We start from the raw sequence: 15,310 nt of genomic DNA, 5'->3' as shown, positions 1-15,310 counted from the left end.
AAAACGCCCTGCCCCGCCAGCGCGAAATCGCCCGCGGGCGCACCTTCCCCGCGGGGAAGATGCGCGCACACTCAGGCGTCGAGCGTGCGGAAGAAGGCGGCGACGGCAGCCTCCAGCCGCCGGCGCTCGACCTCGGAGAAATCGCGGTCGAGCCGCAGCTCCAGCCGCCCGCGCGAGGCGGTGCAGCGCGCCTCGCCCTCGGGCAGCTCCAGCCGGAAGGTGGTGCGCGCCGGGCGCGGCACGGCGCCGCCCTTGGCCACCTTCCCCGCGGGGAAGCTCTCCTGCGGCTCGGCACCGCCGGCGGCGTAGCGGCGCAGCACGGCGAGCTCCTCCTCCGCCGTGCAGTCTCCGAGCCGGCCGAGCTCACGCCGCAGGGCGCCGACCACGCCCTCCACCTCCTCGATCCGCTTGCGCAGCGCGAGGCCGAGGCTGCGCGGGATCGCCTCCGGGTGGTGCAGCGCGTCGCCCAGCAGGTCGAGCAGCTGGGCGAAGGCGCGGATGTAGCTGCGCTTCTGGTAGGAGGCGGAGCGGAACAGCACCGGCACCGCGGCGTCGACATCCTCCACCCCGTTGCGCGGGTCGGCGGCATAGACGCGGGCGAGCTCGGCCATCTCGGCGAAGGAGATGTCCTTGCGCACCATGTTCTCGTCGACCATCCGGCGGTAGAGCGCCGGCAGGTCCTCACCGCGCGGCACGAAGCCGGCGGGGATGCGCGCCCAGGCCGCGTCGCCGGTCTCCTCCAGCAGCGCCTTGTAGGCGGAGAGGCGGCGGAAGCCCTGGATGAGCTCGAAGCTGCCGTCCTCGCCCTGCTCCACCCGGATCGGGTTCGACAGGCCGACGGCGCGGATGCTCTCCTTTAGCTCCTCCAGTTCCGGGTCCGCACCGGCGCGGCGGTCACGCATCAACTTGGAGACGCGGATCGCCTCCAGCGGCACGAGATCGGTGATCAGCCCGGCGCGCTTGAGCCGCACGTGCTCGGCGGCGAGCGCATCGTTTTCGGCGCGGATCTTCGCTTCCTGGCCGCGGCGCTCGGCGAGGGCCTCGGCGGTCTCGCGCACCGCACTTGCCATCGGGCCGCGGCGCGGGGCGGCGGGCGCTTCCGGTTCGGGCTCGGGCTCCGGCGCGGGCGGCGGCGGAGCCTCGGGCTCGACCTTCCCCGCGGGGAAGGTCTCCTCCGGCTCGTCGGGAAGGTCGATGTGGAATACCCTGCGCTTCCGGCTCATGCCGCGTCCTCCCGGCCGGCATCGACCTTGTCCCAGGCCGAGCAGAAGGAGGCGCGAAACTCGTCATAGGCCTGGTCGAAGGTGGCGCGGGCGCGCCGCCATGTCTCGCGGGTCATGTCCCGGTAGTCGATCTCGTAGACCGAGCACAGGAAGCGGCCGGACTGCTCCACCGCCCGGGTGAGCTCGATCGGGTGCTCGGTGACATGCGCGCCGAACACCTTGCGGAAGGCGTCGCGCATCGCCCGGTGCAGCTCGTTGCCGGGCTCGTAGCGGGTGAGCAGGAAGCGCAGCTCGAGAAAGGCCTTGGGCAGCGCCACCTTCCCCGCGGGGAAGGTCTCGAACCCGGCGGCGAGGTCCTCCAGCGCCTCGGCGAGCTGGCCGATGAAACTGGTGGTGGAATCGTATTCCCAGTAGCCGGGGCCGGAGGGGATGTAGAGCATGTCGGCCGCGAAGACCGCGTTCATCGACTGGTAGCCGATGGCCGGCGGGCAGTCGAACAGGATGAGGTCGTAGGCATCGTCCGGGATGCCCTCGAGGTAGCGCGCCACGCAGGCGAAGAACGACCAGTCCGGGTTCAGGTGCCGGTACTGCGCGGAGGCGAACTCCACGAAGGCCGCGTTGGCGCAGGACGGGATGATGTCGATCGTGGGCCAGGAAGTGGGCTTGATGAAATCGGTCGCCCGCAGGCCCGAGAGGCCGAGGTCGCGGATCGAGGCGGGAAGCTGGCGGCGGGGCAGGGCGGTGCCGCTCTCGGCCCCCACCGAGGCCGCGTTCATCCGGTCGGTCTCGCGCACCAGGTCGCGGGCCATGATGCCCCAGACGGTGTGGTCCTCGTCGACGTCGGTCATGCCCATGGCGTGGGAGAGGGTGGCCTGGGGGTCGAAGTCGATCAGCAGCACGCGGTAGCCGTCGAGTGCTGCGGCATGGGCGAAGTGCAGCGCCACGGTCGACTTGCCGGCCCCGCCCTTGAAGTTGGCGATGGCGGCGCGGATGGCGCGCTTGCCGGCCGGGCGGTAGGGCAGCAGCGAGCGGCGGTTCACCTTCATGCGGCGGCGCAGCTCGTTGATCTCGTCGAGGGAATACCAGCGCTGCCGGCCCTCCTCCTCCACCTCGCCGTCGGGCAGCGAGGGGTCGGCCGCCAGCCGGCCGCGGAAGGTGGACTGGTTCACCTTCAGGATCAGCTCCGCCACCTCCCAGGAGGAGAAGCGCCGCAGCGTCTTCTCCATCTCCGGCGAGAAGGTCTGCTTGCGGATCCAGGTCTGCATCCGCAGCGATTGCGCCTGCAGCGCGGCCAGGTCTTCATGGGTGTACATCCGCTCTCCTTCCCCGGGGGAACCTTCCCCGCGGGGAAGATGCGCCTCCGGTGCTCTGTGATGCTCTTGCCTGTCGGTCTCGTTGTTTCGCGCACCTTGCGGGACGCAAATTCCTGCCGTTCCCGAAACTACGTTGATTTGCGCCGGATTGCAAAACCGAATAACATCCGGATACCGCCAGCCGCGGCCCGCCAAAACCCAGCGCGGGCAGGCTGTTGCACCGGAGAGTTCACGCCCGGCCGATTCGGCGCCATCCGGCGGAACCCGCGCCCCGACGCGCTCGGATATGGGGGACGGAAACTGCGGCGCCACCAGAGTTAGGGGGACATGATGGCCCATATGGGGGTCACATGGCATGTCCCCCATAACCATATTCACCGTTTTTTTCTTATCAGATCAGGCTGGAAGGCTGGCGGTGCCGGGCCGGGGCTTGACAGCACCGGGGCAACCGGACGTAAATTGACAGCGTCCGGAGAAAAGCGTTGCCTGCACCAGCCGACGGACCGATAAACAGCCCTGAGCCAGGGCACCGAGCAGCATATCCCGGAGGCAGGACCGGGACCACCCGGGGAGCGCCGCGCATGATTGCCGGACGCGCAGTCGGACGCGGTGCCGCGTCCCGGAAGTACGACCTGCTGAGCGCGCTCTCCAGCCATGCGCTCTCGGGCCCGTCTTCGCAGCAGCGCCTTGCCCTGAGGCTCATCGCTCTCGTGACCGCGCGCTACAACTGGGCGACGGACCGGCTCAGCATCGGCCGGGCCGACATCGCCCGGCTCTGGCATGTCGACGAGCGCACGGTGAAGCGCGAGATGGCGAAGCTGCGCGCCATGGGCTGGATCGTGGTGCACCTGCCGGCGGTGCGGGGGAGGGTGACGGTCTATGGTCTCGGAATCGAGGCCATCCTCGCCGCAACCCGGCCGGCCTGGGAAGCGGTGGGCCCGGACCTCGTCGAGCGGCTCACCGGCGCGCCGGAGACCATGGCCGAAGAGGCGCCCACAGTGGTGCCCTTTCCCGATCGCGGTGCAGCGGTGCTCCGGCCCGAGCCCCCGGGGCTCTGGGCGGAGGCGCGCGCCAGGCTGGCCGAGATCGACCCCGCGCGCAGCCGCGCCTGGTACGGGCGCCTCACCGGGGCGGGACAGGCGGGCGACCTGCTGATGCTGCAGGCGCCGAACGGTTTCGTGGCCGGCTATGTGGAGGCACAGCTCTCCGCGCAGATCCTCGCCGTGGTGCGCAGGCTGGATCCCGGGATCACCCGGCTCAGGGTGAGCGCCCCGGAACAGGGGGCATGAGGCGCCCGGAAATGTCCGGGCCGGAATTGCGCGATTGACTGCACTGCCAGCGCATCTATTGTCGAAAATTGTGCCGGGCGTCCGAAACGGGTGCCCGGCACGGCCGGGTCGAAATGCCTCCCCCGGTCGCTTTCAGACGTATGATTCCGATCCTGTAGCCATTTGACCAATTGATGTGTTTCAACCGCGGCGGCGCAAGTTTCCCTCCCCCCGCGCGTGATCCGAGCGTTCCGGAGCCCGACCCCCCAAGATGCCCCCTTCCCGCAGCACCACTCTCCCCGGCGACCGGATCGACCAGCTGCTGATCGACTCGATCCACGACTACTCCATCGCCATGCTCGACGCGGAAGGACGCTTCCTGCGCTGGAACACCGGCGCGGAGCAGCTCAAGGGATACGACCGCAACGAGATGCTCGGCCGGCACTATGCCTGCCTGTTCACCGAGGAGGACCGCGCCGCCGGGGCGCCCGAGCGCGCGCTGCAGGCGGCACGGCGCCACGGGCGCTACACGGTCGAGGGCTGGCGGCTGCACAAGAACGGCAGCCGCATCCGCGTGCTCGCCTCGCTCGGGGCGGTGCTGGTCGACGGCACGCTGGTGGGGTTTTCCAAGATCGCGCGGGATGCCGGCCGGGGCGGAGCCGAGGGCGAGGCCCTCGCCGGCCTCGGCCGCCGGCTGGGCTTCGCCGTCACCTAGATCCGCCAGCCGGTGACGGTGTTCGATGCGCAGGAGCGGCTGCTCCTGGCCAACGACGCCTTCCGCCTGCTGTTCCGGCTGCCCGCCGAGGCGCTCTGGCCGGGCATGCATGTGCGCGAGTTGCTGGCCTCGGTCGGCCGGCAGGTCAACGGCCGCGAGGACGCCGACTGGCTGGAACAGGTCTACGAGAGGCACCGCGGCCTGGTCGAGGACGGACGGTCCCATGGCGGGCTGGTGGAGCAGGCCCTCAGCATCGGCGAGGGCCTGCGCCTCGCCCGCACCGTGCTGCCCGACTGCTCGTGGATCTCGATCTACGAGAACCTCTCCGAGCAGCGCCGCATCAGGGAACATGTCGACTACGTGCTGCGCCACGACGTGCTCACCGGCCTGCCCAACCGCGCCGCACATGCCGACCATCTGCGCGAGGAGGTGGAGCGCGCCCGGCGCGACGGCGCGCGGCTCGCGGTCATCGCCATCGACATCGACCGTTTTCGCGAGATCAACGATCTCCACGGGCACAGTGCGGGCGACCATCTGCTCGCCACCTATGCCCGGCGCCTCGGCACCAGCGGGCCGGAGGGCAGGGTGGCGTCGCGCATCGGGGCGGACGAGTTCGCCATAACCTGCCGCCATTCCGACCCGGAGGCGCTGGCGGCCGAGCTGGAGCGCCTGCGCGGGATCTTCGCGCGGCCGGTGCCGATCGGCGACATGGAGCTGCGCCCCAGGGTGAGCATCGGGGTGGCCTGCGCGCCCGAGCACGGCGAGACGCCGGACCAGCTCTTCAACAACGCCGAGCTCGCGATGCGGCGGGCCAAGGACCCCGGCTCGCCGGTCCTCTGCCGGTACGATCCGCAGATGGACGAGGCGGAACGCGCGCGCCGCGCCCTCGGCCGCGACCTGGGCACCGCGCTCGGGGCGGGCGGCATCGACATCGCCTACCAGCTCCAGGCCTGCGTGCGCAGCGGCGCGCCGGTGGGCTTCGAGGCGCTGGCACGCTGGACCCACCCGGTGCTGGGCCCGATCTCGCCGGGCGAGTTCATCCCGCTGGCCGAACAGACCGGCGAAATCGACCGGCTCGGCACCCTGGTGCTGGAGCGCGCCTGCCGTGCCGCGACCGGCTGGGCCGACGGCCTGCGCGTGGCGGTGAATCTCTCGCCCCTGCAGTTCAACAGCGGCGGCCTGCCGGCGGTGGTCGCCCGCGTGCTGCGCGAGACCGGCCTCGCCCCCGGGCGGCTGGAGCTCGAGATCACCGAGAGCGCGCTCATCGCCGAGCGCCGCACCGCCATCGCGCAGATGGAGGCGATCTCGCGCATGGGGGTCACCTTCGTGCTGGACGATTTCGGCAAGGGCTTCTCTTCCTTCGGCACGCTGCGGTCCTTCGTCTTCGGCAAGCTGAAGATCGACCGCAGCTTCATCGCCGGCGTCGATGGCGGCGAGCCGGCCCGGGCCGTGCTGCGCGCCATGGTGGCCCTCGGCCACAGCCTGGGGCTCAGCGTGCTGGCGGAGGGGATCGAGACCGAGGCCGAGCTCGCGGTGGTGCGCGCCGAAGGCTGCGACGAGATGCAGGGCTATCTCCTCGGCCGGCCGGCGCTGCCCGGAACGCCCGGCGCCCCCGATAACATCTGTTGACCAGTACAACACTTGTCTGGCATCAGGGCCGCCGCGGCCATCCCGGCCAGCGGAGGACATGGCGTGGAACTCGGACACCAGGAAACCGCGGTGCTGGACTGCATCGCCCGCAATCCGTTCGCGGGCCAGCAGGAGCTGGCGGACATGCTCGGCCTGGCCCGCTCCACCGTGGCCGCACATGTCGCGGCGCTCACCCGCAAGGGCTATATCCTCGGCCGCGGCTACGTGCTTGCAGGCTCGCGTCGCGTGGTCTGCCTCGGCGGCGCGGTGCTCGACCGCAAGTACCGCGCCCTGGGCGAGGTGGTGCGGGGCACCTCGAACCCGGTGGAGGGCCATCGCAGCTTCGGCGGCGTGGCGCGAAACGTGGCCGAGACCCTCGCCGCACTGGGGGTGGAGACCGCCTTCGTCTCCGCCGTGGGCGAGGACGAGGGCGGCCGCCTGATCCTTGACCATCTCCAGGCGCGTGGCGTCGACGTGAGCCAGGTGCTGCGCGGGGCAGGGGGGGCGACGGCCGAGTATGCCGCCATCCTCGACCGCAAGGGCGACCTGGTGCTCGGCATCGCCGACATGGCGATCTTCGACAGTCTCACGCCGGACATGCTCGACCGGGCCTGGCCCCATCTCGCCGGGGCCGACCGGGTGTTCTGCGACTGCAACCTGCCGGCCGCGACCCTGGAGGCGCTGATCGCCCGGGCCCGCGGCGCGCGCTTCCGCCTCGCGGTCGACGCGGTCTCGAGCCACAAGGTCACGCGCCTGCCCGCCTCGCTGGAGGGGGTCGACCTGATGCTGCTCAATTTCGACGAAGCCCGCGCCCTGCTCGACGCCGACCCGGCCACGCCGCGCGAGGCGGCGCGCGCCATCGTGGCGCGCGGCGCGGCGGGCGCGCTCGTCTCGGACGGGCCGCGCGGCCTCGCCGTCGCCGATGCCGGCGGCGCGCGCATGCTGGCCGCCGTGCCGGCGCATCCCGTCGACATCACCGGGGCGGGCGACGCGATGATCGCCGGCACGCTCTGCCGCCTGCTCGCCGGAGAGCCGCTTGCCGAGGCGGCGCGGGTGGGGGCGCTGCTCGGCGCCCTCGCCACCGAGAGCCACGGCAGCGTGATCCCCGAACTCACCGCCTCCTGGCTCGCCGCCCGGTCCCACCGCCTTCCTGCCGCCGCTTCCTGACATGCGAGGTCCCGTCATGGCATCCCGACCATCCACCCTGCTCACCCCCGACCTCGGCGAGGAGGTTGCCGCGGCGCTCGCGCAGGGGCGCGCCGTGGTGGCGCTCGAATCGACCATCATCACCCATGGCATGCCCTGGCCGGAAAACCTCGAGACTGCCCGCGCCGTCGAGGACGTGGTGCGTGCCGCGGGTGCGGTGCCGGCCACCATCGCGCTCATCGGGGGGCGGCTGAAGGCCGGCCTCGCGCCGGGCGAGCTGGAGGCGCTGGCCCGCGCCGGGCAGGTGGCCAAGGCATCGGGGCGCGATCTCGCCGCACTCATGGTCGGCGGCGCCACTGCCGGCACCACCGTATCGGCGACCATGCGTATCGCGGCGCTGGCCGGCATCGGCGTGTTTGCCACCGGCGGCATCGGCGGGGTGCACCGCGGTGCGGAGGAAAGCTTCGACATCTCCGCCGATCTCGGAGAGCTGGGCGCCACGCCGGTGGCCGTGGTCTGTGCCGGGGTGAAGTCTATCCTCGATATCCCCAAGACGCTGGAATATCTCGAGACGGCGCGGGTGCCGGTGATCGCCTACGGCACCGACGCCTTTCCCGCCTTCTTCTGCCGCGAGAGCGGGGCGCGGGCCGATCATCGCCTCGACACGCCGGGCGAGATCGCGGCAGCCATCGCGCTGCACCGGCGGATGGGCTCGGGCACCGGCCTGCTGATCGCGAACCCGGTGCCGCGCGAGGACGCGCTCGAGCCCGAGTACATCGACACGATCATCGCCCGGGCGGTCGGCGAGGCTGCGGCGCGCGGCGTGGTCGGCAAGGCGGTGACGCCGTTCCTGCTGGCACGGATCAACGAGGTGTCCGGCGGCCGCAGCCTCGCCGCCAACATCAGCCTCGTGCGCAACAACGCCCGGCTCGCCGCCGGGATCGCGGTGGCGCTGTCCGCCGGTTGAGGCCGGGTCAGGCCTCCTCCGCGTCGCGCCCGTCCTCGACCATCTCGACCGGGCCGATGGTCTGCGACACGACGACCGCCTCGTTGAAGCTGCCGCGCTCCTCCGCGGTGGGGGCGGCGCGGCGGGTGATTCGCCAGCCGGCATAGCCGGCGAGCGCCACATGGGTGAGCGCGGTGAACAGGAACAGCGCCGGTGCGCCGGCCTGGGCCATGGCCACGGAGGCGATGATCGGGCCCGCGACGCCGCCGAGCGACCAGATCAACAGCAGCCCGCTCGCGGTCTCCACCATCTCGCCGGGGGCGGCGAAGTCGTTCGAATGCGCCACCGCGAGCGCGTAGAGCGGGAAGCTGAAGCAGCCGAAGGCGATGACCCCGACGAAGACCGCGGTGGGGGAGCCGCCGTCCTGCAGGCTCAGGAACAGCCCGGCCAGCCCGGCCGCCGCGGCAGCTCCGATGATGACGATGCGCCGGTCGATCCGGTCCGACAGCCAGCCCATCGGCCATTGCACCACGGCAGCGGCAAGCGCGGGGGTCGCGGCGAGCAGTGCGATGTCGAGCGTGTCGAACCCCATGCGCAGGGCATAGACGGCGAGCAGCGCGCCGAAGGCGCCGTTCGCCAGCCCGGTGACCAGGCAGCCGACGAAACCCACCGGCGAGAAGCGGAAGATGCGCAGCGGCCGGATGTGCACCTCCGCGATCGGCGCGGGGGCCTCGCGCCGCGACAGCGCGACGGGCACGGCGGCGAGCGAGATCAGGATGGAGCCGAAGGCGAACATCTCGAAGCTCTCCGGGTCGGCGGTGGCGACCGAAAGCTGGCCCAGCGTGCCGACGCCGTTCACGATCATCGCGTAGGTGGAGAAGACGGCCCCGCGGGTGCTGTTGTCCGACTTCTCGTTCAGCCAGCTCTCGATGATCATGAACAGGATGGCGAAGCAGAAGCCCGTGGCGCCGCGCAGCACCCACCAGACCGATGGCAGCACGAAGAGCGAGTGTGCCAGAATGACGCAGGAGGCGATCGCGACCACAGCGGCGAAGGCGCGAATGTGCCCGACATTCTGCACGATTCGGGGCCCGCGGAAGCAGCCGAGCGTGAAGCCGACGAAATAGGCCGATCCGAGCAGACCGATTTCCGGCTGGTCGAAATTCTCCATCTGGGCGCGCAGGGGCAGCAGGAGCCCCTGGAGACTGCTGCCGAACATCAGGAGCGTGATGCCGAGAAGAAGGGGGATGACCGGGGTCAGTGCGCGTATCAAGTCTCCGCCTCCGAAGCTCGGCCCTCGCTGTCCGGGCGTATCCCGGGGCAGGGCAGCCATTCCTGCTGGCCCGAAACCACCATCGGGGTCAAGCCCCGGTGGCGACTCCGCGCCCCCGGAAGCGGCGGCAAGCCGGCTTCCGGGGGGCGGATCACGGACCGCATCAGGCCGCGGCGCGCAGGCCCTCGAGACGGAAGCGCGACACCAGGGTCTCGAGCTCGCGCATCTGCTCGAGCAGGCCGCCGGCGGCGGTTGCGGATTGCTCGGACATCGCCGAGTTCTCCTGCGTGAGCTGGTCCATGTGACTCACGGCGCGGTTGATCTCCTCGATGCCGGAGGCCTGCTCCTTGCCCGCGAAGCTCACTGCCTTCACCGTCTCGGTGAGGCTGCTGATGGCGCGGGTGATCTCGTCGAGCGCGGAGTTGGTCTCACCCACCATGCGCACGCCCTCGTTCACTTTCGCGGTGCTCTCGGCGATCAGCGTGTTGATCTCCCGCGCCGCCTCGGAGGAGCGCTGCGCGAGCGTGCGCACCTCGGAGGCCACCACGGCGAAGCCGCGGCCGGCATCACCAGCCCGTGCAGCCTCGACGGCGGCGTTGAGCGCCAGCAGGTTGGTCTGGAACGCGATCGAGTCGATCACCGTGATGATCTCGTTGATCTTTTCCGAGCTCTGCTGGATCTGGTGCACGGCATCCGTGGCGGCCTTCACCGTACGCCCGCCCTGTTCGGACTTGCGGGTCACCTCCACGGCGAGCCCCTCGGCGTCCGAGAGCGATTCGGCATTGCTGCGCACGGTGGAGGACAGCTCCTCGGTGGTGGCCGCGGTCTCCTCCAGCGAGGCGGCCTGGGTGACGGTCCGGTCGGAGAGCTGGGTCATCGCCGAGGAGATGCGCTCGCTGGCCGATTTCGCTGCGCGGGAGGCCTCGAGGATGCCTGTCACCAGCTCGGTCAGCCGGTTCGCGGTTTCGTTGGCGTTGTCGCGCAGTTCGGCGAAGGCGCCGCGGTAGTCGCCCTTCATCCGGCGGGTGAGGTCTGCCTCGGCGAGGGCCTGGAGCATCTCGGCCGTCTCGCCGATGCCGCTTCCTACGGTGCGCAGCATCTCGTTCATCCGGGTGGCGAGCCTGTCGAGCACCGGGTCGGCGAAATTCTCCTCGATCCGGTGGGAGAAATCCCCCTCCACCGCGGCGGAGACGATGTCGCCGAAGCTGCGGTCGAGCCGGTTCATGATCGCCTCGCGCTCGGCCTCGCTGCGGGCCTCGGCCTGGCGCTGCGCCTCGGCGGCCTCCTCGGCGGAGCGGGCCTTCTCCCGGAAGGCCTGGGCGGCGCGCGCCATGGCGCCGATCTCGTCGCGCCGGGCCAGCTCGGCCTCGGCGATGTCGACGTCGCCATCGGCCATCGAGGACATGCGCCGGGTCATCTGGCCGAGCAGCCGCGCGTTCACCATGCCGAAGCTGATGGCGATGGCGGCCACGACCAGGGCACTCGCGATCGAGACGATGATGAGCGATTCCACCGCAGCGCTCTGGTGCACGCGCTGTTCGGCAACGAACTCCTGCACCGTGGCGAGCAGCCCGTCCGTGCCCGTCCTGATCTGCTCGGCGAGCCGATCGCCCTGGCCGGAGACCTCCACCGCGCGGGCCATGTCGACGGTGCCGGGATCCGACATGAGGCGCAGGATCATGTCGGCGTGGCTGGTGAGCCAGACCTGGACACTCTCCTCGATCTCGTCCAGCGCCGGGCGCAGCCGCTCGGCGTCTATGTCCTCCAGCACGGTCACGAAGTCATTGTAGTCGCGCTCGACGCTGTCGCGCGCCGAGGTGAACTCCGCAAGGTCGCTCCTGTCGCCCGACAGCACGAAGGATTTCAGTGTCGAGGCCAGGTCCTGGGCATTCTCGCTCAGCGTCCGGGTGCTGTTGTTCACCCGCTGGGCGTCGAGGTTGAGCTGCACGCTCTTGCGCACCTCGAGAGCCTGGAAGACGCTCATCCCGCCAGCAGAGAGCGTGACGATGCCGATGACCAGGAAGGCCATCAGCGACTTCTGCTTCATCGTGAGACTGTTCAGCATGGTCAGATGATCCCCAGCTCGGCCCGGCGGGCCAGTTCATCGAGATTCACGACGAAGGTGACCGCACCGATGGCTTTCCTGTCCGCGTCCGAGACCGTGAGCGTGACGGTGACGTACCAGTAGTGGTACTCGGCGTTCCACTTCGGCCCGAAGACCGCCATGCCGCCGGGCCCCTTGTCGAAGGCGAGGCGGAACTCGTCCTCGTCGCCCTGCCAGAAATCGTTGGTGGGCAGGGTCTGGCCCACGTTCAGGCCGTTCTGGTCGGTGGCCCAGATCTTGCGGAACAGGCCTTCCGACCCGGCCTGGAGGCGGATGAGATAGCTCGACAGCGGGTTCGAGAGGGTCATCGCGATGAGCGGCTTGAGGCTCGAATCGCGCTCGCGCGCCCATTGCTCGTCAAGCCGGGTGATCTCGTCCTGGCTGAGATTGCCGTAGTGGCGGTTCTGCGAGGAGATGGCGAGCAGCACGATCTCTTCGCGGATGATCTGCTGCAGGCTGTCCGACAGCCCGGATTCCATCAGGTTTCCGATGTCCGGTGCCTCGGACACGGGAGGTTGCTCGGGCCCCGACGTCTGCGAGGCCGCGAAGCCCGAGTACGCCAGGAGCGCGAGGGCGGCCAACGCCGGTGTAAGTCTCAGCCCCATGCTCGTTCCTTTCCTGTGAACGAGCAAGCAACTACTCCCCTCGCGTGTAGAAAGGGTTAGCGCGTCGGCGCTCAGCCCGGTCCGGCGGCGGCCCGTCCGCCGGGGGCCTCGGGCGCTTCCATGCCGGCGAAGTCGCGGCCGGGCAGGGGGGGCACGGGGCCGGTCCAGTTCTCCATCATCTGCAGGCCGGTGCGCTGGCGCGGCAGCGACTGGGGGTAGGTCGCCTGCAGCCAGGCGATCATCTTCTCGCGGATCTCGCAGCGCAGGTCCCACACCCGGGGCGAATTGCGCGCCGACATCAGCGCCCGCACCGTCATGGTGGTGGAATTCGCCTCGATCACCTGCAGGTTCAGCACGTTGCCGTCCCAGAGCTTGCTCTCGCGGGCGAACTCGTCGAGCTTGGAGCGCATCTCCTCGACCGGCAGGGTGTAGTCCACCTCCCAGACCACGGCGCCGATGATGTTGGAGCTGCGCCGCGTCCAGTTCTGGAAGGGCTTCTCGATGAAATAGGACAGCGGCACCACCATGCGCCGCCAGTCCCAGATGCGCACCACGACATAGGTGGAGGTGATCTCCTCGATCCAGCCCCACTCGCCTTCCACGATCACCACGTCCTCCAGCCGGATCGGCTGGGTGAGGGCGATCTGGATGCCGGCGATCAGGTTGGCGAAGACCGGCCGCGCCGCGAGGCCGAGCACGATACCGGCGGCACCGGCGGAGGCGAGCAGGCTCACGCCCCATTCGCGGACCTCGTCGAAGGTCACCAGCACCGCGGCGGCGGTGATGAGGAAGATCATGATGCGCGTGCACTGCACCAGAACCCGGATCTGGGTGTGGAACTTGCGCGCGATCAGGTTCTCCTCGTCGTCGAGCCGGTAGCGCCGCGAGGCCCGGTCGGCGATCACGGTCACGATGATGTGCAGCGACCAGCCGATGAGGATGATCAGCATCACCAGCGCGGCGTGCTGGAAGAGCAGGCGCCAGTCCCGCGGCAGGTTCGCCGCGGGCAGGATGAGCACGATGGTGAGAAACAGCACCGCCAGCCGCGAGGGGCTGCGCAACCGGCGAAGCGAGTGTGAAACGAAGCCGTTATGGCCCTCGATCACGTTCAGCAGCAGCCGCATCACCAGCGTGTGCAGCACCCAGGCGATGGCGAGGGCGAGCAGCACGAGGCCGACTTCCAGCGCCCAGGAGGGCACCCATTGGCTTATCCAGAGCTTGGCTTGCGTGATCATGCGTCTCCCTGTCCTGCGGCGGGGGATGTGCCGTGCGCCGCCTGTGCGGGTGGCGCCTCGCGGGCCGGCGGGGCGGGGGCCGGGCCGGTCCGGGAGAGAGTCTATCCCGATTTTGCGCCGCGAAAACCCCGGAAGGGCAAGCTGCCGCACGAAGCGGCGCCTCAGCCCGGTGGCGGAGGGGCGGTGCTCTCGCGCTCGAGAAGCTGCACCGGCAGCAGGATGTCGAGGGCGGTCGCGGCGGTGGCGGGGCCCTGGCCGATCTGGTCGAGCAGGGCCCGGGCGGCCTGTGCGCCCAGCTCGGCGCGCGGCTGGCGCAGGGTGGTGAGCGCGGGGCTGAGCAGGCCGCAGAGCTCGATGTCGTCGAAGCCGACGACGGAGACGTCGCGCGGCACGTCCAGCCCGGCCGCGTGCAGCTCGAGCACGAATCCCAGGGCCATCTCGTCATTCGCGAAGACCATTGCGGTGGGCCGGTCCGGCAGGGTGCGCCAGGCCCGGGCCGCCCGGCGGCCCGCATCCAGGGTGAAATCGCCGGGCAGCACCCAGTCCGCGCTCCGCGGCAGCCCGAGGGCGGAGAGCGCGTCCTGCACCCCGCGGGCCCGGGCGCGGGTGAGCACGTTTCCCGCCGGGCCGGTCACATGGCCGATGCGCCGGTGGCCGAGCCGGGCGAGATGGCGCACCGCCAGCCCGGCGCCGTCGCAGTTGTCCGCGCGCACGCGCGGCGCGGAGAGCCCCTCGATCCACTCGCAGGCCTGGACGAGCGGCGGCAGGCCGCGCCCGCCGGCCGCCGGGGCGAAAAGGCCGGGGTCGAGCGTGCCGTCCAGCAGGATGATGCCGTCGGCGCGGCCGCGGTCGATGTAGTCGAGCAGGGTGCGCGCCTCGGAAAGCCGGGCGGAGGTGTCGGCCACCAGCAGCGCGTATCCCGCCGGGGTCAGCACCGAGGCCATGCCCGAAAGGATCCGTGTGAAGAACGGGTTCGAGAGGCCGGGCACCAGCGCCACCACCCCGCCGGACGAGCCGCCGTGCGGCCCCCTCGGCGCGCGGTAGCCGGAGGCCTCGATGGCGGCGTGAACCGCCCGCCGCGTGGCCTCCGACACGAGATCCGGTCTCGACAGGGTGCGGCTGACGGTGGCTGTCGAGACCCCGGCGAGCAGGGCGACGTCCTGGATGCGGGCGGCTTTGCTTGGCATGCGATCCTGTTCGATTTTCGATCAGTCTGTCCGTTCCGGGCCCGGGCGCAATTGAAATCCGCGCGATTGACGTAACGCCTGAACATTCCGATTGTACTGAAAAATCCGGATACAATGTACAATTGCGAGATCTCGCATTGATACAATATTCGGGCGCCGCGTTATGTCGGTTCGCAATTCGGCCGCGCGGAAGCCTGGGTGAAACGGTTCTTTTCACCCGCAATGTTGCGATGCACAAAAAACAGGAAGCCAGGCCGAGTCGCGCCGAACTTTCCTGGCGCATCGGCGTCTCTCCCGAAAAAGTGAACCAGAATACCCTATTGCGGCTTTTCCGGGAAAGGTGCAGGGGGAGTCTCGCCGATTAGATGAGTCCCTCGAATAAAATATCGCGACAATCCGCCGCATAATCCAAGGTAGGCGTTGCGGCGACCGCGAGATGGGCGTAGCTCAGGCGCAGTCGCAGAACTGGTCCGCGTTCGGACGACAAGACAGCCGCATCACTTCCGACACAATCGTTCTGATTGTGCCCTTGATACGCTCTTGCCGCGTATTTGCCTGCGCGTTTCGCACGCGCTTCCAAATGCCTCCCGATCGTCACGCCGTCGGCGACCCACGAGTCTGACGGAGCCATGTTACATGCCAGTCCATTCTATCTTCCGCGCCCAG

12 protein-coding genes are annotated in these 15,310 nt (G+C 70.1%); 5 read left to right on the top strand and 7 right to left on the bottom strand.

The window, feature by feature from the left end; genetic code table 11:
• Positions 1 to 71 precede the first annotated feature (71 nt).
• On the bottom strand, positions 72 to 1,223 hold the full coding sequence (locus D3P35_RS12010) for a ParB/RepB/Spo0J family partition protein (protein ID WP_118134974.1): 1,152 nt from the start codon (positions 1,221 to 1,223) through the stop codon (positions 72 to 74).
• Positions 1,220 to 2,536: an AAA family ATPase gene (locus D3P35_RS12005; RefSeq protein WP_118134973.1), complete on the bottom strand. Its 1,317-nt coding sequence runs from the start codon at positions 2,534 to 2,536 to the stop codon at positions 1,220 to 1,222. Before D3P35_RS12005 ends, D3P35_RS12010 begins: the two co-directional genes overlap by 4 nt.
• A 581-nt stretch (positions 2,537 to 3,117) precedes the next feature.
• Here D3P35_RS12005 and D3P35_RS12000 point away from each other — a divergent pair.
• From D3P35_RS12000 to D3P35_RS11980, 5 genes are all read left to right on the top strand, one after another.
• Entirely contained in the window at positions 3,118 to 3,825 is a 708-nt protein-coding gene (locus D3P35_RS12000; protein ID WP_118134972.1) for a hypothetical protein, read from the top strand.
• A 250-nt stretch (positions 3,826 to 4,075) separates the two neighbouring features.
• Entirely contained in the window at positions 4,076 to 4,519 is a 444-nt protein-coding gene (locus D3P35_RS11995) for a PAS domain S-box protein (protein WP_118134971.1), read from the top strand.
• Positions 4,520 to 4,531: 12 nt separating this feature from the next.
• A complete protein-coding gene (locus tag D3P35_RS11990) occupies positions 4,532 to 6,148 on the top strand; it encodes a bifunctional diguanylate cyclase/phosphodiesterase (protein ID WP_118134970.1) in 1,617 nt (538 codons plus the stop codon).
• 63 nt (positions 6,149 to 6,211) lie between these two features.
• The gene (locus D3P35_RS11985; RefSeq protein WP_198670592.1) at positions 6,212 to 7,315 is read left to right on the top strand and encodes a carbohydrate kinase; all 1,104 of its coding nucleotides are present in this window, start codon (positions 6,212 to 6,214) and stop codon (positions 7,313 to 7,315) included.
• Positions 7,316 to 7,331: 16 nt separating this feature from the next.
• On the top strand, positions 7,332 to 8,261 hold the full coding sequence (locus D3P35_RS11980; protein WP_118134969.1) for a pseudouridine-5'-phosphate glycosidase: 930 nt from the start codon (positions 7,332 to 7,334) through the stop codon (positions 8,259 to 8,261).
• A gap of 7 nt (positions 8,262 to 8,268) precedes the next feature.
• On the opposite strand, the gene D3P35_RS11975 is transcribed toward D3P35_RS11980, so the two are convergent.
• The 5 genes from D3P35_RS11975 to D3P35_RS11955 all read right to left on the bottom strand — a co-directional run bounded on the left by D3P35_RS11975 (position 8,269) and on the right by D3P35_RS11955 (position 14,644).
• Positions 8,269 to 9,513: an MFS transporter gene (locus D3P35_RS11975; protein WP_157982120.1), complete on the bottom strand. Its 1,245-nt coding sequence runs from the start codon at positions 9,511 to 9,513 to the stop codon at positions 8,269 to 8,271.
• A 163-nt stretch (positions 9,514 to 9,676) separates the two neighbouring features.
• Complete coding sequence (locus D3P35_RS11970) at positions 9,677 to 11,578, bottom strand: methyl-accepting chemotaxis protein (RefSeq protein WP_118134967.1); 1,902 nt, start codon at positions 11,576 to 11,578, stop codon at positions 9,677 to 9,679.
• 2 nt (positions 11,579 to 11,580) lie between these two features.
• On the bottom strand, positions 11,581 to 12,126 hold the full coding sequence (locus tag D3P35_RS11965; protein ID WP_157982119.1) for a hypothetical protein: 546 nt from the start codon (positions 12,124 to 12,126) through the stop codon (positions 11,581 to 11,583).
• A 167-nt stretch (positions 12,127 to 12,293) separates the two neighbouring features.
• Positions 12,294 to 13,457 (bottom strand): mechanosensitive ion channel family protein, encoded by a 1,164-nt coding sequence (locus D3P35_RS11960; protein ID WP_118134965.1) that lies wholly within the window; start codon positions 13,455 to 13,457, stop codon positions 12,294 to 12,296.
• A gap of 161 nt (positions 13,458 to 13,618) precedes the next feature.
• Positions 13,619 to 14,644, bottom strand: coding sequence for a LacI family DNA-binding transcriptional regulator (locus D3P35_RS11955; protein ID WP_118134964.1), 1,026 nt, complete (start codon positions 14,642 to 14,644; stop codon positions 13,619 to 13,621).
• Positions 14,645 to 15,310 lie beyond the last annotated feature (666 nt).

The sequence above is a fragment of the Oceanicella sp. SM1341 genome (assembly GCF_003448965.1).
GTDB lineage: Bacteria > Pseudomonadota > Alphaproteobacteria > Rhodobacterales > Rhodobacteraceae > Paroceanicella.
Note: the sequence above shows the minus strand (reverse complement) of the source record. Positions and strands in the feature narration are given on the sequence as shown.